The organism is Kineococcus arenarius subsp. arenarius, assembly GCF_050871845.1.
Classification (GTDB): Bacteria; Actinomycetota; Actinomycetes; order Actinomycetales; family Kineococcaceae; genus Kineococcus.
Genome location: NZ_JBJLSE010000001.1, coordinates 44,235 through 69,727, shown reverse-complemented (window position 1 = coordinate 69,727; position 25,493 = coordinate 44,235). Strand labels below are relative to the sequence as shown.

General features: G+C 76.4%; 30 protein-coding genes. 10 read left to right on the top strand and 20 right to left on the bottom strand.

The annotated features are described in order from the left end of the window. Nucleotides 1-17: 17 nt before the first annotated feature. From ACRYM0_RS00360 to ACRYM0_RS00340, 5 genes are read right to left on the bottom strand one after another with little or no spacing between them, the layout of a single operon-like run. Nucleotides 18-350 (bottom strand): hypothetical protein, encoded by a 333-nt coding sequence (locus ACRYM0_RS00360; protein WP_432500971.1) that lies wholly within the window; start codon nucleotides 348-350, stop codon nucleotides 18-20. Beyond that, nucleotides 350-1,651, bottom strand: a complete 1,302-nt coding sequence (gene mshC, locus ACRYM0_RS00355) for a cysteine--1-D-myo-inosityl 2-amino-2-deoxy-alpha-D-glucopyranoside ligase (protein WP_432500969.1) — start codon at nucleotides 1,649-1,651, stop codon at nucleotides 350-352. The genes ACRYM0_RS00360 and mshC overlap by 1 nt, the downstream gene beginning before the upstream one ends. 59 nt (nucleotides 1,652-1,710) lie before the next feature. Then, the gene (locus ACRYM0_RS00350; RefSeq protein WP_432500966.1) at nucleotides 1,711-2,646 is read right to left on the bottom strand and encodes an SCO1664 family protein; all 936 of its coding nucleotides are present in this window, start codon (nucleotides 2,644-2,646) and stop codon (nucleotides 1,711-1,713) included. Then, nucleotides 2,616-3,161, bottom strand: a complete 546-nt coding sequence (locus ACRYM0_RS00345; RefSeq protein WP_432500964.1) for a DUF3090 domain-containing protein — start codon at nucleotides 3,159-3,161, stop codon at nucleotides 2,616-2,618. Before ACRYM0_RS00345 ends, ACRYM0_RS00350 begins: the two co-directional genes overlap by 31 nt. A 58-nt stretch (nucleotides 3,162-3,219) precedes the next feature. Beyond that, a complete protein-coding gene (locus ACRYM0_RS00340; RefSeq protein ID WP_432500961.1) occupies nucleotides 3,220-3,948 on the bottom strand; it encodes a histidine phosphatase family protein in 729 nt (242 codons plus the stop codon). Between the two features lie 85 nt (nucleotides 3,949-4,033). Here ACRYM0_RS00340 and ACRYM0_RS00335 point away from each other — a divergent pair, with 85 nt between their 5' ends. Then, complete coding sequence (locus ACRYM0_RS00335; RefSeq protein ID WP_432500959.1) at nucleotides 4,034-5,050, top strand: magnesium and cobalt transport protein CorA; 1,017 nt, start codon at nucleotides 4,034-4,036, stop codon at nucleotides 5,048-5,050. Nucleotides 5,051-5,105: 55 nt separating this feature from the next. Here ACRYM0_RS00335 and ACRYM0_RS00330 read toward each other — a convergent pair whose 3' ends face one another. Continuing rightward, nucleotides 5,106-5,948, bottom strand: a complete 843-nt coding sequence (locus tag ACRYM0_RS00330; protein WP_432501179.1) for an undecaprenyl-diphosphate phosphatase — start codon at nucleotides 5,946-5,948, stop codon at nucleotides 5,106-5,108. A gap of 224 nt (nucleotides 5,949-6,172) precedes the next feature. Further along, complete coding sequence (locus ACRYM0_RS00325; protein ID WP_432500957.1) at nucleotides 6,173-6,511, bottom strand: primosomal protein; 339 nt, start codon at nucleotides 6,509-6,511, stop codon at nucleotides 6,173-6,175. Between the two features lie 90 nt (nucleotides 6,512-6,601). Here ACRYM0_RS00325 and ACRYM0_RS00320 point away from each other — a divergent pair, with 90 nt between their 5' ends. The 3 genes from ACRYM0_RS00320 to ACRYM0_RS00310 all read left to right on the top strand — a co-directional run bounded on the left by ACRYM0_RS00320 (nucleotide 6,602) and on the right by ACRYM0_RS00310 (nucleotide 8,483). Continuing rightward, a complete protein-coding gene (locus ACRYM0_RS00320) occupies nucleotides 6,602-6,826 on the top strand; it encodes a DUF5703 family protein (RefSeq protein ID WP_432500955.1) in 225 nt (74 codons plus the stop codon). Between the two features lie 84 nt (nucleotides 6,827-6,910). Then, nucleotides 6,911-8,014 (top strand): LLM class flavin-dependent oxidoreductase, encoded by a 1,104-nt coding sequence (locus ACRYM0_RS00315; RefSeq protein ID WP_432500954.1) that lies wholly within the window; start codon nucleotides 6,911-6,913, stop codon nucleotides 8,012-8,014. After that, the gene (locus ACRYM0_RS00310) at nucleotides 8,007-8,483 is read left to right on the top strand and encodes a MarR family winged helix-turn-helix transcriptional regulator (RefSeq protein ID WP_432500951.1); all 477 of its coding nucleotides are present in this window, start codon (nucleotides 8,007-8,009) and stop codon (nucleotides 8,481-8,483) included. The genes ACRYM0_RS00315 and ACRYM0_RS00310 overlap by 8 nt, the downstream gene beginning before the upstream one ends. Before the next feature lie 9 nt (nucleotides 8,484-8,492). Here the strand turns inward: ACRYM0_RS00310 and cynS are convergent, their stop codons facing one another. The 5 genes from cynS to ACRYM0_RS00285 all read right to left on the bottom strand — a co-directional run bounded on the left by cynS (nucleotide 8,493) and on the right by ACRYM0_RS00285 (nucleotide 13,208). After that, on the bottom strand, nucleotides 8,493-8,951 hold the full coding sequence (gene cynS / locus ACRYM0_RS00305; protein ID WP_432500949.1) for a cyanase: 459 nt from the start codon (nucleotides 8,949-8,951) through the stop codon (nucleotides 8,493-8,495). 33 nt (nucleotides 8,952-8,984) lie between these two features. After that, nucleotides 8,985-9,839, bottom strand: coding sequence for a formate/nitrite transporter family protein (locus ACRYM0_RS00300; RefSeq protein ID WP_432500947.1), 855 nt, complete (start codon nucleotides 9,837-9,839; stop codon nucleotides 8,985-8,987). Nucleotides 9,840-9,953: 114 nt separating this feature from the next. Then, the gene (locus ACRYM0_RS00295) at nucleotides 9,954-10,409 is read right to left on the bottom strand and encodes a hypothetical protein (RefSeq protein ID WP_432500945.1); all 456 of its coding nucleotides are present in this window, start codon (nucleotides 10,407-10,409) and stop codon (nucleotides 9,954-9,956) included. Between the two features lie 10 nt (nucleotides 10,410-10,419). Next, a complete protein-coding gene (locus tag ACRYM0_RS00290) occupies nucleotides 10,420-12,279 on the bottom strand; it encodes an ABC transporter ATP-binding protein (RefSeq protein WP_432500942.1) in 1,860 nt (619 codons plus the stop codon). Between the two features lie 80 nt (nucleotides 12,280-12,359). Next, nucleotides 12,360-13,208, bottom strand: coding sequence for an aldo/keto reductase (locus ACRYM0_RS00285; protein ID WP_432500940.1), 849 nt, complete (start codon nucleotides 13,206-13,208; stop codon nucleotides 12,360-12,362). A 100-nt stretch (nucleotides 13,209-13,308) separates the two neighbouring features. Here ACRYM0_RS00285 and ACRYM0_RS00280 point away from each other — a divergent pair, with 100 nt between their 5' ends. Continuing rightward, the gene (locus ACRYM0_RS00280) at nucleotides 13,309-13,773 is read left to right on the top strand and encodes a PPOX class F420-dependent oxidoreductase (protein ID WP_432500938.1); all 465 of its coding nucleotides are present in this window, start codon (nucleotides 13,309-13,311) and stop codon (nucleotides 13,771-13,773) included. A 48-nt stretch (nucleotides 13,774-13,821) separates the two neighbouring features. Here the strand turns inward: ACRYM0_RS00280 and ACRYM0_RS00275 are convergent, their stop codons facing one another. After that, nucleotides 13,822-13,992, bottom strand: coding sequence for a DUF1059 domain-containing protein (locus tag ACRYM0_RS00275; RefSeq protein ID WP_432500937.1), 171 nt, complete (start codon nucleotides 13,990-13,992; stop codon nucleotides 13,822-13,824). Further along, nucleotides 13,989-15,194 (bottom strand): EAL domain-containing protein, encoded by a 1,206-nt coding sequence (locus ACRYM0_RS00270; RefSeq protein ID WP_432500935.1) that lies wholly within the window; start codon nucleotides 15,192-15,194, stop codon nucleotides 13,989-13,991. The genes ACRYM0_RS00275 and ACRYM0_RS00270 overlap by 4 nt, the downstream gene beginning before the upstream one ends. Before the next feature lie 152 nt (nucleotides 15,195-15,346). On the opposite strand from ACRYM0_RS00270, the gene ACRYM0_RS00265 reads away from it, so the two are divergent. Then, nucleotides 15,347-16,573: a lytic transglycosylase domain-containing protein gene (locus ACRYM0_RS00265; RefSeq protein WP_432500934.1), complete on the top strand. Its 1,227-nt coding sequence runs from the start codon at nucleotides 15,347-15,349 to the stop codon at nucleotides 16,571-16,573. Nucleotides 16,574-16,617: 44 nt separating this feature from the next. On the opposite strand, the gene ACRYM0_RS00260 is transcribed toward ACRYM0_RS00265, so the two are convergent. Both ACRYM0_RS00260 and ACRYM0_RS00255 read right to left on the bottom strand, forming a co-directional pair. Then, nucleotides 16,618-17,328: a zf-HC2 domain-containing protein gene (locus ACRYM0_RS00260; protein ID WP_432500932.1), complete on the bottom strand. Its 711-nt coding sequence runs from the start codon at nucleotides 17,326-17,328 to the stop codon at nucleotides 16,618-16,620. Further along, nucleotides 17,325-17,834, bottom strand: a complete 510-nt coding sequence (locus ACRYM0_RS00255) for a sigma-70 family RNA polymerase sigma factor (RefSeq protein ID WP_432500930.1) — start codon at nucleotides 17,832-17,834, stop codon at nucleotides 17,325-17,327. The genes ACRYM0_RS00260 and ACRYM0_RS00255 overlap by 4 nt, the downstream gene beginning before the upstream one ends. A gap of 137 nt (nucleotides 17,835-17,971) precedes the next feature. Between ACRYM0_RS00255 and ACRYM0_RS00250 the strand changes: the two genes are divergently transcribed. Then, a complete protein-coding gene (locus ACRYM0_RS00250) occupies nucleotides 17,972-18,700 on the top strand; it encodes a phosphotransferase (protein WP_432500929.1) in 729 nt (242 codons plus the stop codon). A gap of 21 nt (nucleotides 18,701-18,721) precedes the next feature. Beyond that, entirely contained in the window at nucleotides 18,722-19,483 is a 762-nt protein-coding gene (locus tag ACRYM0_RS00245; RefSeq protein WP_432500928.1) for a pyridoxal 5'-phosphate synthase, read from the top strand. Nucleotides 19,484-19,560: 77 nt separating this feature from the next. Here ACRYM0_RS00245 and ACRYM0_RS00240 read toward each other — a convergent pair whose 3' ends face one another. Next, nucleotides 19,561-20,382 carry an ABC transporter ATP-binding protein gene (locus ACRYM0_RS00240; protein ID WP_432500926.1) on the bottom strand — a complete coding sequence of 274 codons (822 nt, stop codon included), beginning with the start codon at nucleotides 20,380-20,382 and terminating at the stop codon, nucleotides 19,561-19,563. A gap of 69 nt (nucleotides 20,383-20,451) precedes the next feature. On the opposite strand from ACRYM0_RS00240, the gene ACRYM0_RS00235 reads away from it, so the two are divergent. Beyond that, on the top strand, nucleotides 20,452-21,252 hold the full coding sequence (locus ACRYM0_RS00235) for a hypothetical protein (RefSeq protein ID WP_432500924.1): 801 nt from the start codon (nucleotides 20,452-20,454) through the stop codon (nucleotides 21,250-21,252). A gap of 42 nt (nucleotides 21,253-21,294) precedes the next feature. Here the strand turns inward: ACRYM0_RS00235 and ACRYM0_RS00230 are convergent, their stop codons facing one another. The 3 genes from ACRYM0_RS00230 to glgA are packed head-to-tail and all read right to left on the bottom strand — an operon-like array spanning nucleotide 21,295 to nucleotide 24,127. Beyond that, nucleotides 21,295-21,837, bottom strand: a complete 543-nt coding sequence (locus ACRYM0_RS00230) for an isoprenylcysteine carboxyl methyltransferase family protein (RefSeq protein ID WP_432500923.1) — start codon at nucleotides 21,835-21,837, stop codon at nucleotides 21,295-21,297. Next, on the bottom strand, nucleotides 21,834-22,922 hold the full coding sequence (locus ACRYM0_RS00225) for a type III polyketide synthase (RefSeq protein WP_432500921.1): 1,089 nt from the start codon (nucleotides 22,920-22,922) through the stop codon (nucleotides 21,834-21,836). The genes ACRYM0_RS00230 and ACRYM0_RS00225 overlap by 4 nt, the downstream gene beginning before the upstream one ends. A 14-nt stretch (nucleotides 22,923-22,936) precedes the next feature. Further along, nucleotides 22,937-24,127 carry a glycogen synthase gene (gene glgA, locus ACRYM0_RS00220; protein WP_432500920.1) on the bottom strand — a complete coding sequence of 397 codons (1,191 nt, stop codon included), beginning with the start codon at nucleotides 24,125-24,127 and terminating at the stop codon, nucleotides 22,937-22,939. 122 nt (nucleotides 24,128-24,249) lie between these two features. Between glgA and glgC the strand changes: the two genes are divergently transcribed. After that, nucleotides 24,250-25,488, top strand: a complete 1,239-nt coding sequence (gene glgC, locus ACRYM0_RS00215; RefSeq protein ID WP_432500919.1) for a glucose-1-phosphate adenylyltransferase — start codon at nucleotides 24,250-24,252, stop codon at nucleotides 25,486-25,488. The last annotated feature ends 5 nt before the right edge of the window (nucleotides 25,489-25,493 follow it).

The following is a 25,493-nucleotide window of genomic DNA, read 5'->3' as shown; positions in this document are numbered from 1 at the left end:
GCGGATCGAGGAGTCGATCAGGCCGGGCCGGTGCGGCGGGCGCGCTGGTACTCCGTCCACGCCGACGTGCACGCCGGGCAGCGGCAGCCGAGGTTGCGGTAGCCGTTGGCCGAGCCGTGCCGCGCGTCGCCCGCGTCGGCCCGGAACGCCGCCTTCAGCTGCTCGGCGGAGGGGCGGGCGACGGCCACGCCCAGGCCCAGCTCCGCGCGCCAGGCGCGCACCGTCGGGTGGCTGACGCCGAGCACCCGGCCGGCCTCCTGCTGGCTCAGGTGCGCGGTGGCCTCGACGGCTTCGCGCCAGGTGGCGTGCCCGGCGCGGCGCGCCACCTCCTCGCGGTCGTGGCGCGGCATCAGGGCAGCCGCACACCCAGCAGCGCGGTGACCGCGCGGCGCACCAGTCCCGGTGCGCCCGCGTCGGCCCCGGCGTGCGCCCCGGTGCCCGCGAGCGCCGCGTCGGCCCAGGCGTCCACGGCGGCCACGGCGCCGGGGGCGTCCAGGTCGTCGGCGAGGCGCTCGCGCACCTGCGCCAGCACGGGTGCGGCGTCGGGTCCGGCGGGCAGGGCCACGGCGCTGGACCACCGGGCCAGGCGCTCGCGGGCCTGCTGCAGGACGGCGCCGGTCCACTCCCAGTCGCTGCGCCAGTGGTGGGCAACGATCGCCAGGCGCACCGCGGCCGGGTCCTCCCCCGCGGCGCGCAGGCGGGAGACGAGCTCGAGGTTGCCCTTGGACTTGCTCATCTTCTCGCCGTCGAGGGCGACCATGCCGGAGTGCGCGTACAGGTGGGCGAAGGGCGTCGCGTGCGGGCGCAGCACGTGGGCGTGGGAGGCGCCCATCTCGTGGTGGGGGAAGAGCAGGTCGCTGCCGCCGGCCTGCACGTCCACGGGGGTGCCCAGGTGGGCCAGGGCGATGGCGGTGCACTCCACGTGCCAGCCGGGGCGGCCGCGGCCGAGCTCGCCGGCGTCCCAGCCCGGTTCGCCGGAGCGCTGCACCCGCCACAGCAGCGGGTCCAGGGGGTCGCGCTTGCCGGGGCGGTCGGGGTCTCCCCCGCGCTCGGCGGACAGCGCCAGCATGGTGGCCCGGTCCAGGTGGGAGACCTCCCCGAAGGCGGGGTCGGCCGCGACGGGGAAGTAGACGTCGCCGTCGGGTGCGCCGCCGGTGCCAGGCACGCGGTAGGCGGCTCCGGCGGCGAGCAGGTCGCGCACGGCCGCCGAGACGAGGTCCACGGCCTCGACCACGCCGAGGTACTGCTGCGGCGGGATCACCGACAGGGCGCTCATGTCCTGGCGGAACAGCTCCACCTGGGAGGCGGCCAGCTCGGCCCAGTCCACGCCGGTGGCCGCCGCGCGCTCCAGCAGCGGGTCGTCGACGTCGGTGACGTTCTGCACGTAGGTGACGTCCAGGCCGGCGTCGCGCCAGGCGCGCTGCAGCAGGTCGAAGGCGACGTAGGTGTTGGCGTGGCCGAGGTGGGTGGCGTCGTACGGGGTGATGCCGCACACGTACAGCGTCGCGGTGCCCTGCGCCGGGCCGGCGGGCTGGAGGCGGCCGGTGCTGGAGTCGTGCAGGTGCACCCGTGGGCCGCGGCCCGGCAGCGCGGCGGCACCGGGGGCGGTGCCGGGCAGGGTGGAGGGGTCGGGGGCCGGCCAGGAGCGCACCCGCCGAACCTACCTGCGCCGCCGCGGGGCCGGACGGCAGGGGGCGGTGCGGGCGGGGGTCAGAACGGCGGCCAGGGGATGGTGCGCTGCCCGCGCGGGCGGGGCAGCCGGTCGGTGGACAGCAGGCGCTCGACGCGTTCGAGGGTCGCCACGACCTCCTCCACGCTGAGCAGGTCGGACAGGACCTCGCCCAGCCGGGCGTGCAGGTCGGCCCGCAGCCGTCCGAGCACCTCGCGCTCGGCGGCCAGCAGGTGCTCGCCGCTCCAGCCCCACAGCACGGTGCGCAGCTTCGGCTCGGTGTGGAAGGTCAGGCCGTGGTCCACCCCGTGGACGGCGCCGTGCCAGCCGGGCAGCACGTGCCCGCCCTTGCGGTCGGCGTTGTTCAGGACGGCGTCCAGCACGGTGATGCGCCGCAGGCGCGGGTCGTCGGCGTGCGCGAGGACCACCGGGCGCCCGGTGTGGTCCTCGGCGTGCAGCACCGGCAGCCAGCCCGGTGCGAGCTCGCGGGGGGCGGTGATGTCGATCAGGCCGGCGCCCGGCTCGGGCAGCACGACCACGTCGGCGTCGTCGCGGGCTTCGGCGTCGCCGGGCTCGTCGTCGGTCCCGTCCGCCCCGGGCGGGGCCTGCAGCCACAGCTGCACGCTGCCCGGACCCAGCGGGCCGTCGCGGAAGACCGTGGGCGGCACGACGTCCCAGCCGGTGACGGCGGAGACCGCGTAGGAGGCGACCTCGCGGCGGGCGAGGGTGTCGTCGGGGAAGTCCCACAGGGGGCGCTCGCCGGCCACCGGCTTGTACACGCACGCCAGCTCACCCGCGCCGTCGGCGACCACCGAGTACAGGGTGGCGTTGGAGGCGTCGGCCATGCGCCCGCGCACGTGCAGCTCGCCGGTGGCCAGCCGCGCCAGCGCCTCGCCCTCGGCGACGCCGGCGAACGCGCCGGGTCCGGGGCCGTGCGCGGAGGCGCTCAGCGCCGGTAGCCGTTCGCGCGCGGGCACACGTGGCCCCCGGGGTCCAGGGGGCCGGCGCAGAACGGGCACGGCGGGCGGCCGGCGGCCACCAGGGCGGTGGCGCGCTGGGAGAAGGCGCGCGCGCCGGCGCCGTCGAGGGAGACGCGCAGCAGGTTGCGGGCGGGGTCCGGCTCCAGCGGCGCCTCGACGTCCTCGTCGTCGACCTCGAAGCACTCGATGACGACGACCTGCCGCTCGGAGTCCCACGCCAGGCTCATCGTGCCGACGCGGAACTCCTCCTCGATGGGCAGGTCCAGCGGGGCGGTGTCCTCGCTGCCGGAGGGGGGCAGGGCCGGTACGGGCGCCTGGCCGCCGGAGCGGCGCACGATCTCGTCCAGCAGCTCACCCACCCGCTCGGCCAGCGCGGCCACCTGCGCCTTCTCCAGCGCCACCGACGTCAGTCGCGCGCCGGCGCGCGCCTGCAGGAAGAAGGTGCGGGCACCGGGTTCGCCGACGGTTCCTGCGACGAACCGCTCCGGCGGGTCGTAGTCGAAGACCGGCATGGTTCGACCCTAGCGCCGCGCGGCGCGGGTGCCCGCCGGGAACCCGCCCGGGTGCGTCTCAGGCGCCGGCGCCGCCGCCGACGACGGCGTCGGAGGAGGGCGCGGTGCGCGCCGCGCGCCGGCGCCCGCGGCGGCGCGGGGCGAAGCCGGCCAGGTCGCCGCCGGAGTCGTTGGTGCGCAACACGAAGGGGCGCAGCGGGGCGTAGCGCACCACCGAGACCGAGCAGGGGTCGGCGGTCAGGCGCTGGAACAGGTCCAGGTGCATGCCCAGGGCGTCGGCCAGCAGGGCCTTGATGACGTCGCCGTGGGTGACGGCGACCCACACGGCGTCCTCGCCGTGCTCGGCGGCCACCCGGGCGTCGTGCTCGCGCACCGCGGCGACCGCCCGGTGCTGCATGGCCGCCAGGCCCTCGCCGTCGGCGCCGGGGAAGACGGCCGCCGAGGGGTGGGCCTGCACGGTCTTCCACAGGGGTTCCTTGGCCAGGGACTTCAGCTCGCGCCCGGTCCAGTCGCCGTAGCGCACCTCCCCCAGCCGGTCCTCGACCACCGCGGCCGGGCGCTGCCCGTCGGGCCCGGGCACGGCGCCCAGCGCCTCGGCGGTCTGCCGGCAGCGCTCCAACGGGGAGGTGACGACCGCGGCCAGCGGCAGCGGCGCCAGGCGCGCGGCCAGCGCGGCGGCCTGCTGCTCCCCGTGCTCGTCCAGCCGCACCCCCGGCGTCCAGCCGGCCAGCACACCGGCGGTGTTGGCGGTGGTGCGGCCGTGGCGGACGAGCAGCAGGGTCGGCACGGGCGTCAGCGTAGGCGCTGCTCCCCCGCGACCCGCGAGCGCCGCCCCGCGAGCGCCGGTGCGGCGCGGGCGGCACGATGGCGCCGTGATCGTGGACGTGGCGACCTACGCGGACGGCCGGCGCGGGGAGGTGCAGGACCTCTCCGGGGCGCTGCAGCACTGCCGCGGGCAGGTGGAGGGGTTCCTCTGGCTCGGGCTGGAGAACCCGGGTGAGGACGAGCTCGCGCGGGTGGCCGAGGCGCTCGGCCTGCACCCGCTGGCGGTGGAGGACGCCGTCGAGGGCCACCAGCGACCCAAGGTGGAGCGCTACGGCGACACGCTGTTCGTGGTGCTGAAGGCGCTGTCGTACTTCGACGAGCGGTCGGCGGTGGAGACGGCCGAGGTGATGCTGTTCGTCGACGACCGGTTCGTGGTCAGCGTGCGCCGCGGCCGGTCGCGGTCGCTGGCGGCGGTGCGCGAGGCGCTGCAGGCGGACCCGGAGCGGCTGCGGCGGGGGCCGCACGCGGTGCTGCACGCGGTGCTGGAGCGGCTCGTCGACGAGTACGAGGCCATCGACCTGGAGCTGGAGCGCGACGTGGCGCAGATGGAGGAGCAGGTCTTCTCCCCCGAGCGCAGCTCCGACGCCGAGCGCATCTACAACCTCAAGCGGGAGGTGCTGGAGGTGCGGCGGGCGGTGGCGCCGCTGGTGACGCCGATGAAGCAGCTGCTGGCCGGTGGCGGCGGCACCGGCCTCGACGGCGTCGAGGGGCTCGGCGGGGTCGACGGCACGGACGGTGGTGAGCAGGCGCTGCTGGAGCTGCGCGACGTGCTCGACGGCCTGGTGCGCACGGTGGAGCACGTGGAGGGCTACGACCGCCTGCTCACGGACGTGCTCAACGCGCACCTGGCTCAGGTGTCGGTGCGGCAGAACGACGACATGCGCAAGATCTCGGCGGTCGCGGCGATGTTCGCGGTGCCCACGCTCGTCGCGGGCGTGTACGGCATGAACTTCGAGCACATGCCGGAGCTGGACTGGCGGTGGGGGTACCCGACCTGCCTGCTGCTGATGCTGGGGATCTGCCTGGGGATGTACCGCGCGTTCAAGCGCTCCGGCTGGCTGTAGGACCGGCGTCGCGCCTCGTCCCGCGCGCCCCGCCGGCCGGGGCGCGCGGGACGGCTCAGCCGGCGGCGATGTCGTTCCAGGCCGGCAGGGTGCCCGCGGCGACCAGCGCGTACACCACGACCGCCAGCGCGGTGCGGTAGACGACGAACACGGTGTAGCTGTGCGTGGAGATGAAGCGCATGAGCCAGGCGATGACGGCGTAGCCGACGGCGAACGCGACGACGGTGGCCAGCACCGTCGGCCCCCACGCCAGGGCCGCCCCCGCGCTGAGCTCGTCGAAGAGCTGGAAGAAGCCGGAGGCCACCACGGCGGGGATGGCCAGCAGGAAGGAGTAGCGGGCCGCGGCCTCGCGGGTGTAGCCCAGCAGCAGGCCCATCGTGATGGTGCCTCCCGAGCGCGAGACGCCGGGGATCAGCGCCAGCGCCTGCGCCAGGCCGAACAGCAGGCCGTGCTTCCAGGTGAGGCGGTCCAGGGTGCGCTCCTTGCGGCCGAAGCGGTCGGCCGCCAGCAGCAGCAGGGCGAACACCCACAGGGTGGTGCCGATCAGGACGAAACCGCGCAGCACCGTCTCGATCTGGTCCTGGAAGAGCAGGCCCAGCACGCCGATGGGGATCGAGCCGAGGATGACCAGCCAGCCCATGCGCGCGTCCGGGTCCGAGCGCGGCACCCGTCCGGCCAGCGACAGCGCCCAGCGGCTGACGATGCGGGCGATGTCGCGGCGGAAGTACAGGACGACGGCCGCCTCGGTGCCCAGCTGGCTGATGGCGGTGAACGCCGCGCCCGGGTCGTCCGCGCCGATGAGGGTGCCGACGATCGCCAGGTGGGCGCTGGAGGAGATCGGGAGGAACTCCGTCAGGCCCTGCACGAGACCGAGCAGGGCCCCCTCGAGCGGACCCATGCTCACGCGGCGGCTCCCGCACGGTGGGTCCGGGGGGTGCGCGGGCCGGTCGCGGGCCGCCGGGACGGGCGCACGGGTGCGGTGGGGGTGGGGCGGGCTGTGAGCACGCCCGGACACTACCCAGCGGCGCGCTCGCACCCGGCGCGGCGCACGGCGGCGCCACGACAGCCGCTGGCCGTGATCACCGAACCCTCACACGGGGGCCCGGCCGCCGGGTGCGGCGCTCAGCGGCGGCTGCCGGGCGCCCCGCCGTCGTCCTCGTCCGGGTCGTCGTCCTCGTCCGAGTCGTCGTCCTCGTCGAGGTCGTCCTCGTCGTCGTCCTCGTCGTCCGAGTCGTCGCCGTCCTCGCGCTCGTCCTCGACGTCGTCGTAGAGGACGAAGGGCGTGACCTCGTCGTAGGCGTCGTAGATCGTCTCCTCGTACACCTCGAAGGCGTCGGCGACGCGCTGGTAGGCGTGGGCCACCGCGGGGTCGGCCTCCCCGCGCCGGTCGGCGGCGGCGGCGAGGTGGTTCTCCAGGGCTTCGACGAGACGCGCGAGGGCGGCGCGCGGATCGGGCGTCATGTGCCGACCGTAGCGGAGAGGACCGGCCCGTGACGCGGGCGCGGCGGGAAGATCGCGCGCACGGGGCGGCGGGGGTGGACAATGGTGGTGATGGCCGCTGACACCAGGACCGCCGGGCGCCGCCCGGGCGGCGAGCAGTACGAGTACCGGGTCCTCACCCTGCCCCGGGAGACCAGCAGCGCCCAGGCGCGCCAGCTGCTGACCGAGCAGGCCGAGTACGGGCACTGGGAGCTGGCCCGGGTGCGCCTGTACCTCGGGGGCGCGCGGCGCGTGTGGCTGCGCCGGAGGATCATCCGCGTCGCCCGCACCGGCTGAGCCGCGCCCGGGGGAACAAGCCCGCGCGCTCGACCGTTGCGCCAGGTACATGCAAACGCATGAACCACACGAGGAGCGGCGACCATGCAGTTCGGGATCTTCAGCGTCGGCGACGTCACCCCCGACCCCACCACGGGCCGGACCCCCACCGAGGCCGAGCGCATCCGCGCGATGACGACCATCGCCGAGCACGCCGAGCAGGCGGGCCTGGACGTCTTCGCCACCGGCGAGCACCACAACCGCCCCTTCGTGCCGTCCTCGCCCACGACGCTGCTGGGCTACCTGGCCGGGCGCACCAGCCGCATCACCCTGTCGACGTCCACCACGCTGATCACCACGAACGACCCGGTGAAGATCGCCGAGGACTACGCGATGCTGCAGCACCTGTCCGGCGGGCGCAGCGACCTCATGCTCGGCCGCGGCAACACCGCCCCGGTCTACCCCTGGTTCGGGCAGGACATCAGCAAGAGCGTCGAGCTGACCGTGGAGAACTACCAGCTGCTGCGCCGCCTGTGGGACGAGGACGTGGTGACGTGGGAGGGGCGCTTCCGCACGCCGCTGCAGTCCTTCACCTCCACACCCCGACCGCTGGACGGGGTGCCGCCGTTCGTCTGGCACGGCTCCATCCGCACCCCCGAGGTCGCCGAGATCGCCGCGTACTTCGGCGACGGCTACTTCGCCAACAACATCTTCTGGCCGAAGGAGCACTACGCCCGGCTCATCGAGCTGTACCGGCAGCGCTACGCCCACTACGGGCACGGCGCACCGGAGCAGGCGATCGTCGGCCTGGGCGGGCAGGTGTACATGGCGAGGAACAGCCAGGACGCGGTGCGCGAGTTCCGCCCCTACTTCGACAACGCCCCCGTCTACGGGCACGGGCCCTCCCTGGAGGACTTCACCGCCCAGACCCCGCTGACCGTGGGCACCCCCGAGCAGGTCGTGGAGAAGACCCTGACGTTCCAGGAGTTCTTCGGCGACTACCAGCGCCAGCTGTTCCTCATCGACCACGCCGGCCTGCCCCTGGCGACCGTGCTGCGGCAGATCGACATGCTCGGCGAGCAGGTCGTGCCGGTGCTGCGCCGCGAGTTCGAGGCGCGCCGGCCCGCGCACGTGCCCAGCGACCCGCCCACCCACGCCAGCCGGGTGGCCGCCCGCGACGCCGCCGCGGCCGCGGCCGTCGGTGCCTGAGCAACCGGACGGCGCCCCCGTCGCCGGGCGCGGCCCGGGGCGCACCCGGGCCGCGGTCGAGGCGTGGGAGGCAGTGTTCCGGCTGCAGGCCACCCTGGTGCGCCGGTTCGCCGACGACGACGTGTGGGGCGGGCTGAGCCTGCGCGAGTACGACGTGCTGCACACGCTGACGCGCTGCCCCACCGGCCGCGCCCGCCTGGGCGAGCTCAGCGAGCAGGTGTACCTGCCGCAGCCGTCGCTGAGCCGTCTCGTGGACCGGCTCGAGCGCCGGGGGCTGCTGGCCCGCGAGGCCGACCCCGCCGACCGGCGCGGCGTCGTCGTGGCCCTGACCGAGGACGGGGCGCAGCGGCAGCGGGAGATCGGCGGCCGGCACGCCGCGTCCATCGCCCGCCACCTGGGCCACGTGGACACCGGCGAGCTGGGCGAGCTGGCCCGCCTGGCGGCGCGGGCCCTGCCCCCGGACGCGTGAGCGCGCAGCTCACCAGCGGTAGTCGAGGAACTTCCCGTCGAACGTCACCACGACGCGGTCCCCGTCCGGGTCCGGCCGGCGGGCGACGTCGACCTTGAAGTTGATGGCGCTCATGATGCCGTCGCCGAACTCCTCGTGGATGAGCTCCTTCAGCGCCGGGCCGTACACGGACAGCGCTTCGTGGAAGCGGTAGATCGTCGGGTCGGAGGCCAGCGCGGGGTCCGAACCGCGGTACGGCTGGTCCCGCAGGGCGGTGAGCACCGGCTCGTCCAGGCCGAGCAGCTCACCGGCCAGCCGCGCCTGCTCCGCGCTGAGCGGGTGCTGCCCCAGCAGCGCGGCGGTCGTCCACACCGGCGGGGTGCCGAGCCGCTCGGCGATCTCGGCCCAGCTCAGGCCGGTGCGCACTCGCGCCGCGCGCACGGCAGCGGCGGCCTCGGCCTTGGTCACCACGGGGGTCGAAGCGGTCAAGGGGTCCTCCGTCGTCGGGTCGGGCGGGGGGCGTCAGCGCGCGGTGGCGGGGACCTCGTCGCGCACACCGACCTGGACCGGCACGGTGCGCGGGCGACCGGTGCGGGCGTGGGTGGTGTACAGGGCCAGGCCCACGAACGTCAGCCCGCCCACCAGGTTGCCCGCGACGGTGGGGATCTCGTTCCACACCAGGTAGTCGCCCAGGGAGAAGGACCCGCCCAGCAGCAGGCCGCTGGGGAACAGGAACATGTTGACGACCGAGTGCTCGAAACCCATGTAGAAGAACACGATGATGGGCATCCACATGGCGATGACCTTCCCGGACACGCTGGTGGACATCAGCGCGCCGACGACACCGGTGGAGACCATCCAGTTGCACAGCAGGCCGCGCACGAACAGCGTGAGCATCCCGGCGGCGCCGTGCTCGGCGTAGCCCAGGGTGCGGGCCTCGCCGATCTCGCCCAGGCGCTGGCCGACCTCGTTCGGCTCCACGGAGAAGCCGAACGTCACCACGATCGACATCATCAGCGCGACGGTCAGCGCACCGGCGAGGTTGCCGGTGAAGACCAGGCCCCAGTTGCGCAGCATCGAGCGCCACGTGACTCCCGGGCGGCGGTCGATGAGGGCCAGCGGCACGAGCGTGAACACGCCGGTCAGCAGGTCGAAGCCGAGCAGGTAGAGGATGCAGAAACCGACCGGGAACAGCAGCGCACCGACGAGCGCGTCGCCGGTCTGCACGGTGACGGTGACGGCGAACGCGGCCGCCAGGGCGAGGATCGCGCCGGCCATGTAGGCGCGCACGAGGGTGTCGCGCGTCGACATCAAGACCTTGGACTGCCCGGCGTCGATCATCTTCGTGACGAAGTCGGGGGGGCTCACGTAGGACACGGCGCGCGCTCCGGGGGTCGACGGGCCGCGGACGAGCGGTCCGCGGGGGTGGGCTCGGGCCCCCAGCGTGGGACGTGCGTGTTTCCCGGCGGTCAGCCCGGCGTGTCGGACGCGTCACATCTCGCTCACGGCGCCCGGGCGGGCTGTGAGGGGTCGGTCGAAGACCGCACCGGTGGCGCCGGCCAGGGCCAGGACCGCACCGGCCAGGCGCACCGCGTCGGCGCGCCGCAGCCGCCGCAGCAGCGCAGGGCGCGGGCCTTCCCGGCCCAGGCGCGCGTGGGTGGGGCCGGCGACCAGCGCGGTGACCGCCCCGGCCAGGGCGCTGCCGGCACCGGCGAGCACGAGCCAGCCGGTCAGCGGCCGCGCGGCCAGCACCCAGGCCCAGGTCCCCAGCACGACCAGGTACACCAGAGCCACGACGGGCGTGGTGCGCCGCGAGTGGGCGGCGTGCACGCGCGGCCACTCGTGCGCGGCGGTGGCCGCGAGCGCCGGGTGGACCACGACGGTCACCACCGCCTGGAAACCGGCGTGCAGCGCGGCGCCGGCCAGCAGGGCGGTCAGCGGCTCCACGGGGCGGGGTTCACGCCCCCGCGAACTGGGTGTCGTGCAGGTGGGCGTAGCGCCCGCGCAGGGCGATCAGCTCGGCGTGGGTGCCGCGCTCGACGACGCGGCCGTGCTCCAGGACGAGGATCTGGTCGGCGCCGCGCACCGTGGACAGGCGGTGGGCGATGACCAGGGCGGTGCGCCCGGCGAGCGCCTCGTCCAGCGCGGCCTGCACCGCGGCCTCGGAGGCGGAGTCCAGGGAGGCGGTGGCCTCGTCCAGGACGACCACGCGCGGCTGGGCCAGCAGCAGCCGGGCGATGGTCAGGCGCTGGCGCTCACCGCCGGAGAAGCGGTAGCCGCGCTCGCCGACCACGGTGTCCAGGCCCTCCGGCAGCGAGGCGACGAGCTCGCCGAGGCGGGCGCGCTCCAGCGCGGCCAGCAGCTCGGGGTCGCCGGCGCCGGGGCGGGCCAGCTGCAGGTTGGCCCGCAGCGACTCGTGGAACAGGTGCCCGTCCTGGGTGACCACGCCCACCGCCTGGCGGATCGAGGCCGCGCTCGTCTCGCGCACGTCCACGCCGGCCAGGCGCACCGCCCCGCCGGAGACGTCGTACAGGCGCGCCAGCAGCTGCGCCACGGTGGACTTGCCCGCCCCGGAGGAGCCGACCAGGGCCACGACCTGGCCGGGCTCGATGCGGAAGGAGACGTCGTGCAGCACGGGCACGCCGCCGCGCGCGTCCAGCACGGCCACGTCCTCCAGAGAGGCCAGGGAGACCTCCGAGGCGGCCGGGTAGGCGAAGTCGACGTGGTCGAACTCCACGGTCAGCGGCCCGGCCGGCAGCGGGCGGGGGTGCTCGGGGTCGCGCACCAGCGGGACCAGGTCCAGGACCTCGAAGACCCGCTCGAAGCTGACCAGGGCGCTCATGACGTCCACCCGGGCGCCGGCCAGGGCGGTCAGCGGGGCGTACAGCCGGGTCAGCAGCAGCGCCAGGGTGACGATGCTGCCGGCGTCCAGGGCCCCGCCGATGGCGATGGTGCCGCCGACGCCGTAGACCAGGGCCAGCGCGAGCGCCGAGGCGAGCGTCAGGGCGGTGATGAACACCGCGTTGAGCACGGCGGTGCGCACGCCGATGTCGCGCACCCTGCGGGCGGCCGCGGCGAAGGCCGCGGACTCCTCCTGCGGGCGGCCGAACAGCTTCACCAGGGTGGCGCCGGGGGCGGAGAAGCGCTCGGTGGACTGGTTCGTCATGGCGGCGTTCAGCTGGGCGGCGTCGCGCGAGAGGGCCGCCAGGCGCCGGCCCATGCGCCGCGCGGGCACGAGGAACACCGGCAGCAGCAGCAGGGCCAGCACCGTCACGCGCCAGGAGGTGGTCATCATCACCGCGGCGGTGAGCACCACCGCCACGGCGTTGCCCACGACGCCGGACAGGGTGCCGGAGAACGCCCGCTGGGCGCCGAGCACGTCGCTGTTGAGGCGGCTGACCAGGGCTCCGGTGCGGGTGCGGTTGAAGAACGCCACGGGCATGCGCTGGACGTGGTCGAACACGCGGGTGCGCAGGTCGAGGATGAGGTCCTCGCCCAGCGTGGCCGACAGCCAGCGCACCCACAGCCCCAGGCCCGCCTCGGCCAGGGCGACGAGCGCGATGAGCAGCGCCAGCACCACCACGGTGCGGCGCTCGCCGTCGGTGACGGCCTCCACGGCGCGCCCGGCCAGCACCGGGGAGGCCACCGCGAGCACGGCCGTCAGGACGCTGCCGACGACGAACACCGCCAGGCGCGCGCGCCGCTCGCGGGCCAGGGCCAGCACGCGGCGCACCGTGGTGCGCGAGACGGGCCGCTGCTGCTGCTCCGCGCTGGTGGCCCGCCACAGCGAGTGCCACGCGGCCGACTCCATCGACACCCCGGCAGGCTAGGTGACGGCGCCGACACGCACCCGCCGCAACGGGGGCCCCGGTGCGGCGGGTGCGGCGGGGCGGGGCCTCAGGCGGGGGCGCCGACGTTCATCTGGTCCGGGTGGGAGCCGACGCGGCCGTCGGGGCGGTCCAGGCCGGTGATCTGCGCGACGTCGGCGTCGGAGAGCTCGAAGTCGAAGACGTCGATGTTCTCGCGGATGCGCTGCGGCGTGACCGACTTGGGGATCACCAGGTTGCCCAGCTGCACGTGCCAGCGCAGCACCACCTGGGCGGGGGTCTTGCCGTGCGCCCGCGCCAGCGCGGTGACGACCGGGTCGTCGATGACGCCCTTGCCGGAGGACAGCGGGCTGTAGGCCTCGGTGACGATGCCGTGCTGCGCGTCGGCGGCGCGCAGCTCGGCCTGCTGGAGGAACGGGTGCAGCTCGACCTGGTTGACGGCCGGGACCACGCTCGTCTCGTCCAGCAGCCGGCGCAGGTGGTGCGGTTCGAAGTTGGAGACACCGATCGCGCGGGCGCGGCCGTCGGCGTAGATCTTCTCGAACGCCTTCCAGGTGTCGACGTAGGCGTCGGCCTGCGGCACGGGCCAGTGGATGAGGTAGAGGTCGACCCTGTCCAGGCCGAGCCGCTCCAGGCTCGCGTCGAAGGCGCGCAGGGTCGAGTCGTAGCCCTGCTCGGCGTTCCACAGCTTGGTGGTGACGAACAGCTCGTCGCGGGCGATGCCGGACTGCGCCAGCGCGCGGCCCACACCGGCCTCGTTGCCGTAGATCGCGGCGGTGTCGACGTGCCGGTAGCCCGCTTCCAGGGCGGTCTCGACCGCCGGGACGACCTCGTCGTCACCGACCTGCCAGACGCCGAAGCCGAGCTGCGGGACGCTCACGCCGTTGTTGAGGGTGATCGGGGGAACAGCAGGTGCCATGCCGGCCACCCTAGGGCGTGCCCCGCGCACCGGCCCGGGCTCGGTCCGGGGGGCCCGCCGGCGGGCCGGGCCGCGGCGGGCGGCGGTAGCGTGGGCGCCCGTGAGCCCCACCGTCGCCACCACCACCCGCGTCGACCGCGAGGGCCTGCTGGACTTCGTCCGCGCCCGTCACCACGTCGTCCTGCTGACGCACCGCGCCGACGGTTCCGCGCAGATGTCCCCGGTCACCGCCGGGGTGGACGCCGCCGGGCGCATCGTGGTCTCCACCTACCCCGAGCGCGCCAAGGTCGTCAACGCCCGCCGCGACCCGCGCGCCGCGGTGCTGGTGCTCTCCGACGACTTCGGCGGGGCGTGGGTGCAGGTGGACGGCAGCGCGGAGGTCCTGGACCTGCCCGAGGCGCTGGAGCCGCTGGTGGAGTACTTCCGCAGCATCTCCGGCGAGCACCCCGACTGGGACGAGTACCGCGCGGCGATGCAGCGGCAGGGCAAGTGCCTGCTGCGCATCACGCCGCAGCGCTGGGGCCCGATCGCCACCGGCGGCTTCCCGGCGCGCCTGAGCGGCTGAGCGCCCCGGCATCCCGCAGCGGCGCGCGGCGCGCGGCGCGCGCGGGGGTCACGCGTCGCGCAGCCGCTCCTCCACCGCCCGCACCAGGTCCTCGTCGGGTTGCAGGCCGTGGTCCCGGCGGGCGTGCTCGCCGACCTGCGCGAGGACGTCCTCGCGGTCCCGGCCGACGAACTCGCGCAGGCACCCGGGCACCACGTCCCCGCACCGGAACGTCTTCACGCGACCACCCCCCGCTCCAGGGCGGGGTCCTCGGCCCCGCCGCCCGCTCCCCGGCCGGTGGCGCCGGCCAGGTCCAGCACCACGTCCTCCACGCCCACGACGCCGACGTAGCGCCCGGTGGCGTCGGTGCACACCATGGGGTCGAAGCGCACCGGCGCCGGCCGGGACACGGCGCGCGCGGCGGCCTCGGGCACGGCGGTCTCCGGGGCCAGGGTGGTGCAGGCCCGGCGCACCCGCGGGTCCTCGCCGGGGTGGGTCCCGGGCAGCACCAGCACCCGCGGCACGTCGCGCTCGTCGACCACGACGACGGGTGCGCGGTCCTCGGCCACCGCGCGCACCGCCTCGTCGACCGTCCGGGAGGTCTTGGTGCGCCGGGCCAGCTGGCCGCTGAGCCGGGGGCCCTCGTCGCCGGGCGGAGCGGCCGAGCCGGTGCTGAGCACCCGGCGGGCCCGCGGCGACAGCGGTGCGAAACCCTCCGCGGGCCGGGCCAGCAGGAAACCCTGCACCAGCGGCACCCCCATGGAGCGCAGCACGTCCAGCTCCCCGGGCGTCTCCACGCCCTCGGCGACCACCCAGGCGTCCAGGCGGTCGGCGCACTCGCCGAGGAACCGCACGAGGGAGCGCTTGACCGGGTCGCCGTCCAGCCCGCGCACCAGCTGCAGGTCGACCTTGAGCACCTCGGGGCGCACCACGGCCATCCGCAGCAGGCCGGAGTGCCCGGTGCCGACGTCGTCCAGCGCGATGCGGGCGCCGCGTTCGCGCAACGCGTCCAGCGGCGCGCTCAGGGCACCGGCGTCGTAGTCGGTGTGCTCGGTGAGCTCCACGACCACCGACGTCAGGTCGTGCGCGAGCAGCAGGTCCAGCACCCGCCGGTCGCCCAGCGAGGCGGGGGCGGCGTTGACGGTCAGGAAGGTGCCGTGCGGCAGGTGCTCGCGCAGCGGCAGGGCCCGCCGCAGCACCAGCAGGTCCAGCTCGGCGCTGCGGCCCAGCGCCCGGGCGGCGGCGAACCACTCCTCGGGGCCGTGCGCGCGCCCGCGCAGGGGCGCGAAGCGGGACAGGACCTCGTAGCCGGCCACGCGACCGGCGGCCACGTCGACGACCGGGTGCAGCACGGGGCGCAGCAGCTCGGGGTGGGCCGCGAGGTCGGCCAGGCGCCCGCGCCAGCGGCCGTGGGCGAACGGCAGTGCCCGAGGTGCTCGCACGTCCGCCTCCTCCCGTCCCGGGGCCGCGCCGCGCCCATCCCGGGCGGCTCCGCCCGCCGTTCCGCGCGAGCATAGTGCTGTGACGGCATGGTCACAGTTCGTGGTGATGCTGCGTGCTCAAGGTCTGCCCCGGGCCGGTCGACCAGGGACACGTGAGCCGCACGCCGCCCGGACCCGCCCCGCGGCGCACCGGTGCGCTCGGCACCGGGCTCGGCGCCGCGGGCACCGCCCTGGTCTGCGCCGTCCTGGCCGTCACCGGCCCGGCCGGCGCACCGCTGGTCGGCCCCGCCCCGGCGAGCGCCGCGCCCACCCCCGCGAGCGCGTCCGCCGGCACGTCCGCCGACGGTTCCGCCCGCGGGGCCCGCGCCGCCGCCGAGGCCGCACGCGCGGCCGCGCAGGGGGCGGCCCAGCGCGTGCGGGAGGTCGAGGACGCCCTGGAGCGGCAGCAGGAGGGCGCCCGGCGCGCCGCCTCGGCCGCCGTCGGCGCGCAGGTGCGGGCCGAGCGTGCGCTGGCGGCCGCCGAGAGCGCCCGTGCCGACGGCACCCGACGGGTGCGCGCGCTGTACATGGCCCCGGCCGGCGCCCTGACCGGCAGCGGGACCTACGCGCTGGTGCGCTCCCTGCTGACCGGCTCCGACCCCTCCGCGACCCTGCGCGCGCACGAGCTGTCCAGCGGGCGGGCCGTGGACGCCGGGGCCCGCGCCGACCAGCGCGCCACCGGCGCGGCCGCCGACGGCGCCCGCACCGCCGTCGTCTCCGCCGAGGACGCCGACCGGGCCGCCGGCGAGCAGGTCGCCGCCCTGCGCGACCTGGCGGCCCGCTCGGGGCAGCTGCAGCAGGCGCTGCAGCAGGCGCAGGACCGGCTGGACGCGCTGGACGCCGACGCGGCCCGCCTGGAGGCGGCCGAGCGGGCCGCGCAGGAGCTCGCGGCGGCCGCCGCCGCCGCCCGCACCGCCCAGGCCGCCGCCGCCGGTGCCGGCGCGGGCGTGCGCGCCGGCGGTGCGCCCGCCGACTACGCGGACCTGTACGCCCGCGCGGCCACGACGTGCCCGGGGATGCGCCCGGCGCTGCTGCAGGCCGTCGGCCAGGTCGAGAGCGGCCACGGGCGCGACGTGGGCCCCTCCTCGGCCGGGGCGATCGGGCCGATGCAGTTCATGCCGGCCACCTTCGCCGCCTACGGGGTCGACGGCGACGGCGACGGCGACACCGACGCGTGGGACCCCGCCGACGCCGTCTTCTCGGCCGCGCGCTACCTGTGCGCCAACGGGGCCGGGGCGGGGCGCGCCGGCGAGTCCGGAGCGCTGTTCCGCTACAACCACGCCGACTGGTACGTCGTCATGGTGCAGCGCATCGCCGACGAGATCGACGCCGGCACCTGAGGGCGCGGCACCGCCGCCGGCCCGCGCTCGCGCGGGGCGGCGGTTCAGGCGCTGCCCGCGACGCCCTCCAGGCGCAGCACGGCGGTGCCCTGCAGCGTCTGCACCTCGACCGCGGCGATCTGCTCGCGCGTCAGGGCGGTGGCCCCGCTCAGCCGCGCGTCGTGGCCGGGGCGCGCCTGCCAGGTGCCGATGCGCTGGGGGTTGCCGTCGGTGTCGGTGACCACCAGCGCGTACGGGTAGGCGCTGCCGGCCTCGTCGTCCGCGTAGGCGCACACCAGGTCCACCTGGGTGCCCCAGTCCTCCTCGGTCAGCCGCGCGGTCGCCCGCAGCGGCACCGGCATCAGGGCCTCCATGCGCTGCGACTCCCCCCCGGCCGCCTGCTCCACGGGCTGCGCAGCCGGCGGCAGCAGCGCCACCGCACCACCGGCCGTGACCGCGCACGCGGCGGCGACGGCCCCGGCCAGGGCCAGCCGCCGGCGCCGGCGCCGGGTGCGCGCCGCGCGCAGCAGCCGCGGCAGGAGCGTGTCCGGCGCCGACGGCACCGCGGCCGGGGCGTCCTCGCCCAGGGCCGCGACCACGTCCGCCGGCACGCGCGAGAGCAGGCCCGGCAACCCCGCCAGGTCCTCCACGGCCGACCGGCAGGACGGGCACCCGGCCAGGTGCTCCTCGAAGTCGTCGCGCTCGGCGGGCGACAGCGCCCCCAGCACGTACGGGCCGGCGTCGACGGCGAACGGGTCGCCCGCGGCGTCGTTCATCGACGGCTCACCCCCATCTCCTGCAGCGCCAGTCTGAGGTTCATCAGCGCGTAGTGGGTGCGCGACTTCACCGTGCCCGCCGGCACGCCCAGCACGCGGGCGGCCTCCGCCACCGAGCGGCCCCGGAAGTAGCACTCGCGCAGCACCGCCCGGTGCTCCGGCGACAGCCGCGTCAGCGCCTGCTGCACCACCCACTGCTGCAGCACCTGCTCGGACTCGTCCAGCACCGCCGTCTCGGGCACGTCCGCGCGCACGCTCTCGCGCCGGGCGCGCGCCGAGCGGCGCTGGTCGATGACCAGGCGGCGCGCCACGGTGAACAGCCAGGCGCGGTTGGAACCGGTGGCCGGGTCCAGCGCCCCGGGGTTGCGCCAGGCCCGCAGGAGCGTCTCCTGCACGACGTCCTGCGCCTCGGCGCGGTCACCGGTCAGCGAGAGCACGAAGCCGAACAGGGCGTCGGCGTGCTCGGAGTGCAGCGCACGCACCAGCTCCTCGTCGGCGTCGGCCACCGGCGTCCCCCCGTCCCCGGCGCACCGCCCCGCGCGGTGCCGCCCGCACGCGCAACGACGCAGCGGCCCGCCCGGTTCAGCCCCGCGCACGCCCCGCGCACGCCCGGAGCGGGTGCGGCGGGCCTACGGTGGCGCCCGTGAGCACCCCCGAGACGCCGGTGCCGGTCCCCGCGGCGGTGCGCCGCCTGGCCGCGGGCGAGGACGTGGACGCCGTGTGGGTCAACCAGCTCGGCGGGGTGACGTTCCGCCTGGGGGGCACGGGCGGGCGGGTGCGCTTCTGCAAGTGGGCGCCGGCCGGGGCGGCGCTGCCGCTGGCCGAGGAGGTGCAGCGGCTGGCGTGGGCGGCGCCGTTCACCCCGGTGCCGCGGGTGCTGGGCTCGGGCGCCGACGCGGACGGGTCCTGGCTGCTGACCGCGGGGCTGCCCGGGGAGTCGGCGGTCGCCCCTCGCTGGCTGGCCGCGCCGGGCGTGGCGGTGCCGGCCCTGGCGCGCGGGCTGCGCGCGCTGCACGAGCGGCTGCCGGTGCGCGAGTGCCCCTTCGACTGGTCGGTGCCGCACCGGCTGGCGCGCGCCGTGGGCGACGTGAGCCGCCTGGGGCCGGCGCCGCCGGTGGAGCGGGCGGTGGTGTGCCACGGCGACGCCTGCGCGCCCAACACGCTGCTGGGCGAGGACGGTGCGGCGGTGGCGCACGTGGACCTCGGCGGCCTCGGCGTGGCCGACCGGTGGGCGGACCTGGCGGTGGCCACGATGAGCCTCGGCTGGAACTACGGCCCCGGCTGGGAGGGGGTGTTCCTCGACGCCTACGGCGTGGCGCCGGACGCGCGGCGCACGGCGTACTACCGGGCCCTCTGGGACGCCGGGCCCTGAGGACGCGGGTACCGTCGGGGTGTGACACGCACGGCCCGGTCCTGGTCCCCGCACCCGGCGGACGCGCCGGTGCAGGACGATCCCGCCCACCACCACCCGCCCGCGCACCGCTCCGAGCCCGGCCCCGGCGGGGCGCCGCTGCGCGAGTGGCTGCGCGACCTGCCGCTGCTGAGGGCGCAGCCGCCGGCCTTCGCGCCCGCCGAGGCCCCCGCCGAGCCGCTGGAGCTGCTGGTGGCGTGGCTGCGGGAGGCGGTCGCGGCGGGGGTCCCCGAACCGCACGCGCTGACCCTGGCCACCGTGGACGCCGCCGGGCGCCCCGACGCGCGGGTGCTCGTGCTCAAGGACGTCGCGGACTCGGCGCTGTGGGTGGCCTCCGGCGCGGGCAGCCCCAAGGGGCGCCAGCTGGCCTCGGTGCCGGTGGCGGCGCTGGTGTTCTACTGGCCGCAGCAGGGCCGGCAGGTGCGGGTGCGCGGGCGGGTGCGCGCGGGCGGCGAGCGCGAGTCGGCGCGCGACTTCCTGGAGCGGCCGGCGCACGGGCGCGCGGAGTCCCTGCTGGAGCGGCAGAGCCGCCCGCTGGACGAGGCGCACCTGTCCGACGAGTTCGCCGAGGTCGACGACCTGATCGCCCTGGAGCCGTCGACGGTGCCGTCCACCTGGCGGCTGTGGGGCGTGGACGCCTCGCGGGTGGAGTTCTGGCAGTCCTCCCCCGACGGCCAGCACCTGCGGCTGCGCTACTCGCGCGCGGAGCACGGCGGCTACGACCGCCAGCTGCTGCGCCCCTGAGCAGCTGCTGCGCCCCTGAGGCCGCGCGACCCCGGGGCCCCGGCCGCCTCGGGGTCGTCCCGGCGGCGCGGGGGCGGTCAGACCGCGAGCGCCGTCAGCCGTCCGCCGCGACGCTCGATCGACAGCGGCAACCCGAAGGTGCGCGTCAGCAGCTCGCCGGTGAGGACGTCGTCGACCGGGCCGGAGGCCACCGCGCGCCCGCCGCGCAGCAGCAGCGCGTGCGTGGTGCCCACCGGGATCTCCTCGACGTGGTGAGTCACGGTGACGGTGGTGGGGGCGGCGGGGTCGGCGGCCAGGGCGGTCAGGCGCCGCAGCAGGTCCTCGCGCCCGCCCAGGTCCAGCCCGCCGGCCGGCTCGTCGAGCAGCAGCAGCTCCGGGTCGGTCATGAGGGCGCGCGCGATCTGGGTGCGCTTGCGCTCGCCGTCGCTGAGGGTGGCGAAGGGCCGCTCGGCCAGGTGGGCCACGCCGAGGAGGTCCAGCAGCTGCAGGGCGCGCTCGTCGTCGTCGGGGTCGTAGGCCTCCTGCCAGCGGCCGGTGACGCCGTAGGCGGCGGTGACGACGACGTCGCGCACCTTCTCCTGCCCGGGCACCGCGCGGGCCAGGGCGGTGCTGGCCAGGCCGATGCGCGGGCGCAGCTCGAAGACGTCCACCCGCCCGAGCCGCTCGCCGAGCACGCGCACGGCGCCGGTGGTGGGGAACAGCCGCGCCGCGGCCACGGACAGCAGCGTGGACTTGCCGGCGCCGTTGGGACCGAGGACCACCCAGCGCTCGCCCTCGTGCACGCGCAGGTCCACCGCGTCCAGCAGCAGGTTCGTCCCGCGGCGCACGGTGACGGCGTCGAGGCCCAGGACCTCGTCCTCGTCGGGGGCGGGCTGCGCGGCGGCGGGGGGAACGGGCACGGGAGAACCCTAGCCAGGGCGGGCCCCGGGCGCCGCCGGGGGTGGGGGTGCCGTCGTAGGCTGCGGCGCGTGCTGGACCTGCCCCGTTCCGCGCGGCTGGCGGCCTGGGGCACCGGTGTGCTGACCGGTGCCGCGGGCCTGGACGCCGCGGTCGCCGCGGTCGTGCGCGACGACGAGCCCCACGCGGTGCGCTGGGCCGACGGTGCGCCCGCCGCCCCCGGTGCCGACCCCGCCGACGTGCGCGGCCTGCTCACCGCCCTGCGGGCGGCCGGCTGCGGGCCGCTGCTGCTGGCGCTGCCGGTGCCGGGCGACCCGCGGGACCTGCCGGGCCCGGCGGCGGTGAACGTCGCGGCCCTGGAGGCCGGCGAGTGCGTGGTCGCCGAACCGCCCGGCGCGGTGGGCCGCTGGGCGCTGGTGCCGGAGGTCACCGAGTTCGGCTCGGTGTGGGAACCGGGGGCGTTGGTGACCTGGGCGGTGCTGGGGGCGGCGCCGCGGCGGGCGCCCAGCAGCTCCAGCGTGGCCGACTCCGAGCGGGAGCTGCGCCTGGCGCTGGCCACGGCCACGCAGGCGCTGGCGAACCTGGACGTGGCGCGCTGGCGCGAGGACGCCGCCGACCGCATCGCGGCGGTGCGCGACGGCGGCCTGGCGCGCGACGCGCTGCCGCCGGGCACGGCTCCGCGGGCGGCGCGGGTGCTGCAGACCGCGGCGCGGGTGCTGGCCATCGTGGAGCTGGCCAGCGAGGACGACGGTGCGGCCGTCACCGGCTTCGAGGCGGCCTCGCGCGCCCGGGCGCTGCGCGAGGTGGCGCAGGTGGCGCGCCGCGCGGTGGTCGCGGCCGTCAACGCCCACGCCGAGCCGGTGCGGCCCTGACACCGCCCGCCGCACCGCCCGGCGCTCGCGGGGCCGGCCGGGTCAGGCCGCGGTGCGCGTCGCGGGCGGCAGGGAGGCCAGGGCCCGGTTCTCCGCCGGCAACCGGAAGCCCAGCAGCAGCACGGCGTTCAGGACGCTGAAGGCGGCCGCGGTCACCCAGCACGAGTGCACCAGCGGCAGGGCGAAGCCCTCGAGCACCACGACGACGTAGTTGGGGTGCTTGAGGAACCGGTACGGCCCGCGCGTCACCGGCGGCAGGCCGGGCACGACGATGACCCGGGTGTTCCAGCGCCGCCCCAGCGAGGCGATGCACCACCAGCGCAGCACCTGGCTGAGCAGCGCCAGCGCCAGCATCGGCCAGCCCAGGGCCGGCAGGAACGGGCGGTCGGCCAGCGCCACCTCGGCCAGGCACGCCACGAGCAGGCCGGTGTGCAGCACGACCATGGGGCCGAAGTGACCCCGGCCGGTCTCGACCCCGCCGCGGGCGAAGGACCAGCGGGCGTTGCGGGTGGAGACCACCAGCTCGGCCAGCCGTTCCAGGCCGGTGGCCAGCACCAGGGCGGTGAACAGGGCGGCGGAGCTCACGCGGCGGCCCGCAGCAGGACCTGCTCGGTGCCCACGCCGGGCCCCACCGCCAGCACGAGGGCGTGCTCGCCTGGCTCGCGCGGCGTGGCGGCCAGCACGTGCAGCACCGAGGAGCTGGACAGGTTGCCGACCCGGCGCAGCGAGTCCCAGCTGGTGGCCAGCGCCCCCTCGGGCAGGCCCAGGGCGCCGCTGACGGCGTCGAGCACCTTCGGCCCGCCGGCGTGCACGACCCAGCGGTCCACCCCGTCGACGCCCAGGCCCCGCTCCCCCAGCAGCGCGCCCACCTCCCGGCCCAGCTCGGCGGCCAGCAGGTCCGGCAGGTCGGGGGCCAGCACGATGCTGAAGCCGGAGCTGCCCACGTCCCAGCCCAGGGAGCCCGCGGTGCCGGCGAACAACCGGCTGCGCGAGGCCAGCACGTCCCAGCCGGGCGTGCCGGCGGCCCGCTCGGCACCGGCCAGCACGACCGCGGCCGCACCGTCGCCGAACAGGCCGCTGGCGACGAGGTTGGCGGTGGAGGCGTCGTCGTGCTGCAGGGTCAGCGAGCACAGCTCCACCGACACCAGCACCCCCACCTGGTCCGGGTGCCCGGCCAGGTAGTCGTCCACCCGCGCCAGCCCCGCCGCCCCGCCGGCGCAGCCCAGGCCGAAGGACGGCAGCCGCTTGACGGTGGGCCGCAGCCCGCCGCGCACCGCGAGCGCCGCGTCCAGGGAGGGGGCGGCCACGCCGGTGACGGTGGTGAACAGCAGGAAGTCCACCTCCTCCGGCGCCACGCCGGCCGTGGCGAGGGCCCCCTTCAGGGCCCGCTCGGCCAGCTCCAGGCCCACCTCGCCGAAGGCGGCGTTGGCCGCCGTGAAGGACGTCAGCTGCCCGTAGCGCTCCAGCGGCAGGGCCAGGTGGCGCCGGTGCACGCCGCTGGCGCGGTGCAGGCGGTGCAGCAGCTGGCGCCGCGGGCCCTCGGGCACCAGCAGCGGCACGAGCTGGGCGGAGATCTCCTCCTGCTCGTAGCGGTGCGGCGGCAGCGCGGGTTCCACCGCGACGACCCGGGAGGGCAGGGGCCGGCTTCGGGTCGGCGCGGTGGGCGGCATGGGCCGATGCTGTCTCAGAGCAGCGACTCGTACACCTCGAGCGTGCGCCGGGCGATGGCCGACCAGCTGAAGTCCTGCACGGCGCGGCGGCGGCCCGCGGCCCCGCGCTCGCGGGCGCGGTCGGGGTCGGAGACGGCGTCGGCGAGCGCGGCGGCCAGGTCGGCGACGAACCGGTCGGGGTCGACGGGGGCGCCGGTGCCGTCGGTGACCTGCTCGATGGGCACCAGCCAGCCGGTGACGCCGTCCTGGACCACCTCGGGGATGCCGCCGGTGGCGGTGCCCACGACGGCGGCGCCGCAGGCCATGGCCTCCAGGTTGACGATGCCGAGCGGCTCGTACACCGACGGGCACACGAACACGGTGGCCTGGGACAGGTGCTGCAGCAGCTCCTCACGGCTGAGGTGCCGGTCCAGCCAGACCACGCCGGAGCGGCGCTGCTGCAGCTCAGCGACCAGGCCGGAGACCTCCGCGGCGATCTCGGGGGTGTCGGGGGCGCCGGCGCACAGCACCAGCTGCACCTCCGGCGGCAGCTGCGCGGCGGCGCGCAGCAGGTGCGGCAGGCCCTTCTGGCGGGTGATGCGACCGACGAACACGACGCTGGGGCGGTCGGGGTCCACGCCGTTGGCCCGCACCAGGTCGCGCCCGTCCACGGGCGCCCACTCGGTGGCGTCGATGCCGTTGTGCACCACGTGCACCTTCGCCGGGTCCAGGGCCGGGTAGCTGCGCAGGATGTCGGCGCGCATGCCGGCGCTGACGGCGATCACACCGGCGGCGGCCTCGAAGGCGGTCCGCTCCGCCCAGCTGGACAGCGCGTACCCGCCGCCGAGCTGCTCGGCCTTCCACGGCCGCAGCGGCTCCAGGCTGTGCGCGGTCACCACGTGCGGCACCCCGTGCAGCAGGGAGGCCAGGTGCCCGGCGGTGTTGGCGTACCAGGTGTGCGAGTGCACCAGGTCCGCCCCGGCGGTGCCGGCAGCCATCGGCAGGTCCACCCCCAGGGTGCGCAGCGCCGCGTTGGCGCCGGCCAGCTCGGCCGGCTCGCCGTAGGCGGTGACGCCCTCCTCCTGCCGCGGGGCGCCGAAGCAGCGCACCCGCACCTCCGGGCCGCCCTCGGCGGCGCGCAGGGCCCGCACCAGCTCGGCCACGTGCACACCCGCTCCGCCGTAGACCTCCGGCGGGTACTCCTTCGTCAGCAGGTCCACGCGCATGTCCGCTCCTCGTCCTCGCAGCTCGTCCACCGCGCCGCCGCGGGGCCCTGCGGCGGCGGCGCGCAGGATCTTTCCCCGCGTCGCCCGGGCATCGTGGCGGTCGCGGGCCTATCGTGCCCCTCGTGGCTGCACCCAACGTCCTCGCGATCGTCCTCGCCGGCGGGGAGGGCAAGCGGCTCATGCCCCTCACCGCCGACCGGGCCAAGCCCGCCGTGCCCTTCGGGGGCACCTACCGGCTCATCGACTTCGCCCTGTCGAACCTCGTGAACGCGGGCTACCGCAAGATCGTGGTCCTGACGCAGTACAAGTCCCACAGCCTGGACCGGCACATCTCGCAGTCCTGGCGCATGTCGAACCTCTTCGGCAGCTACATCGCCTCGGTGCCGGCGCAGCAGCGCGTGGGCAAGCGCTGGTACCTCGGCAGCGCCGACGCCATCTACCAGTCGATGAACCTCATCTCCGACGAGCGGCCCGACATCGTCGTGGTGGTCGGCGCCGACCACGTGTACCGGATGGACTTCTCCCAGATGGTCGACGCGCACGTGGCCTCCGGCGCGCCGTGCTCGGTGGCAGCCATCCGCCAGCCCATCTCGCTGGCCGACCAGTTCGGCGTCATCCAGACCGAGCCGGGCTCGTCCCGGATCGCGCAGTTCCTGGAGAAGCCGAAGGACCCGCAGGGCCTGGCCGACTCCCCGCACGAGGTCCTGGCCTCGATGGGCAACTACGTCTTCGACGCCGACGCCCTGGTGGACGCGGTGACCCGCGACTCCGAGGACGAGGGGTCCAAGCACGACATGGGCGGGGACATCGTCCCCGACTTCGTCGAGCGCGGGCTGGCGAACGTGTACGACTTCAAGGACAACGAGGTGCCCGGGGCCACCGACCGCGACCGCGCCTACTGGCGCGACGTGGGAACGCTCGACTCCTACTTCGAGGCCCAGATGGACCTCATCTCGGTGCTGCCGGTGTTCAACCTCTACAACTACGAGTGGCCCATCATCGCCGCGCAGGACTTCTACCCGCCGGCGAAGTTCGTGCACGGCTGGCAGGGCACCTACGGGCACGCGGTCAACTCGATCATCTCCGCCGGCACGGTCGTCTCCGGCGCCCTGGTGGAGAAGTCTGTGGTCTCCCCCAAGGTGCGGCTGGACTCCTGGGCGCACGTCAGCGAGTCGGTGCTCATGGACAACGTGCAGGTCGGCCGGCACGCCGTGGTGCAGCGCGCCATCCTGGACAAGAACGTCGTGGTGCCCGACGACGCCCGCGTCGGGGTGGACCCCGAGGAGGACCGCGCGCGCGGGTTCACCGTCACCGACTCGGGCATCACGGTCGTCGGCAAGGGGCAGACCATCCCGTCCTGAGCGCA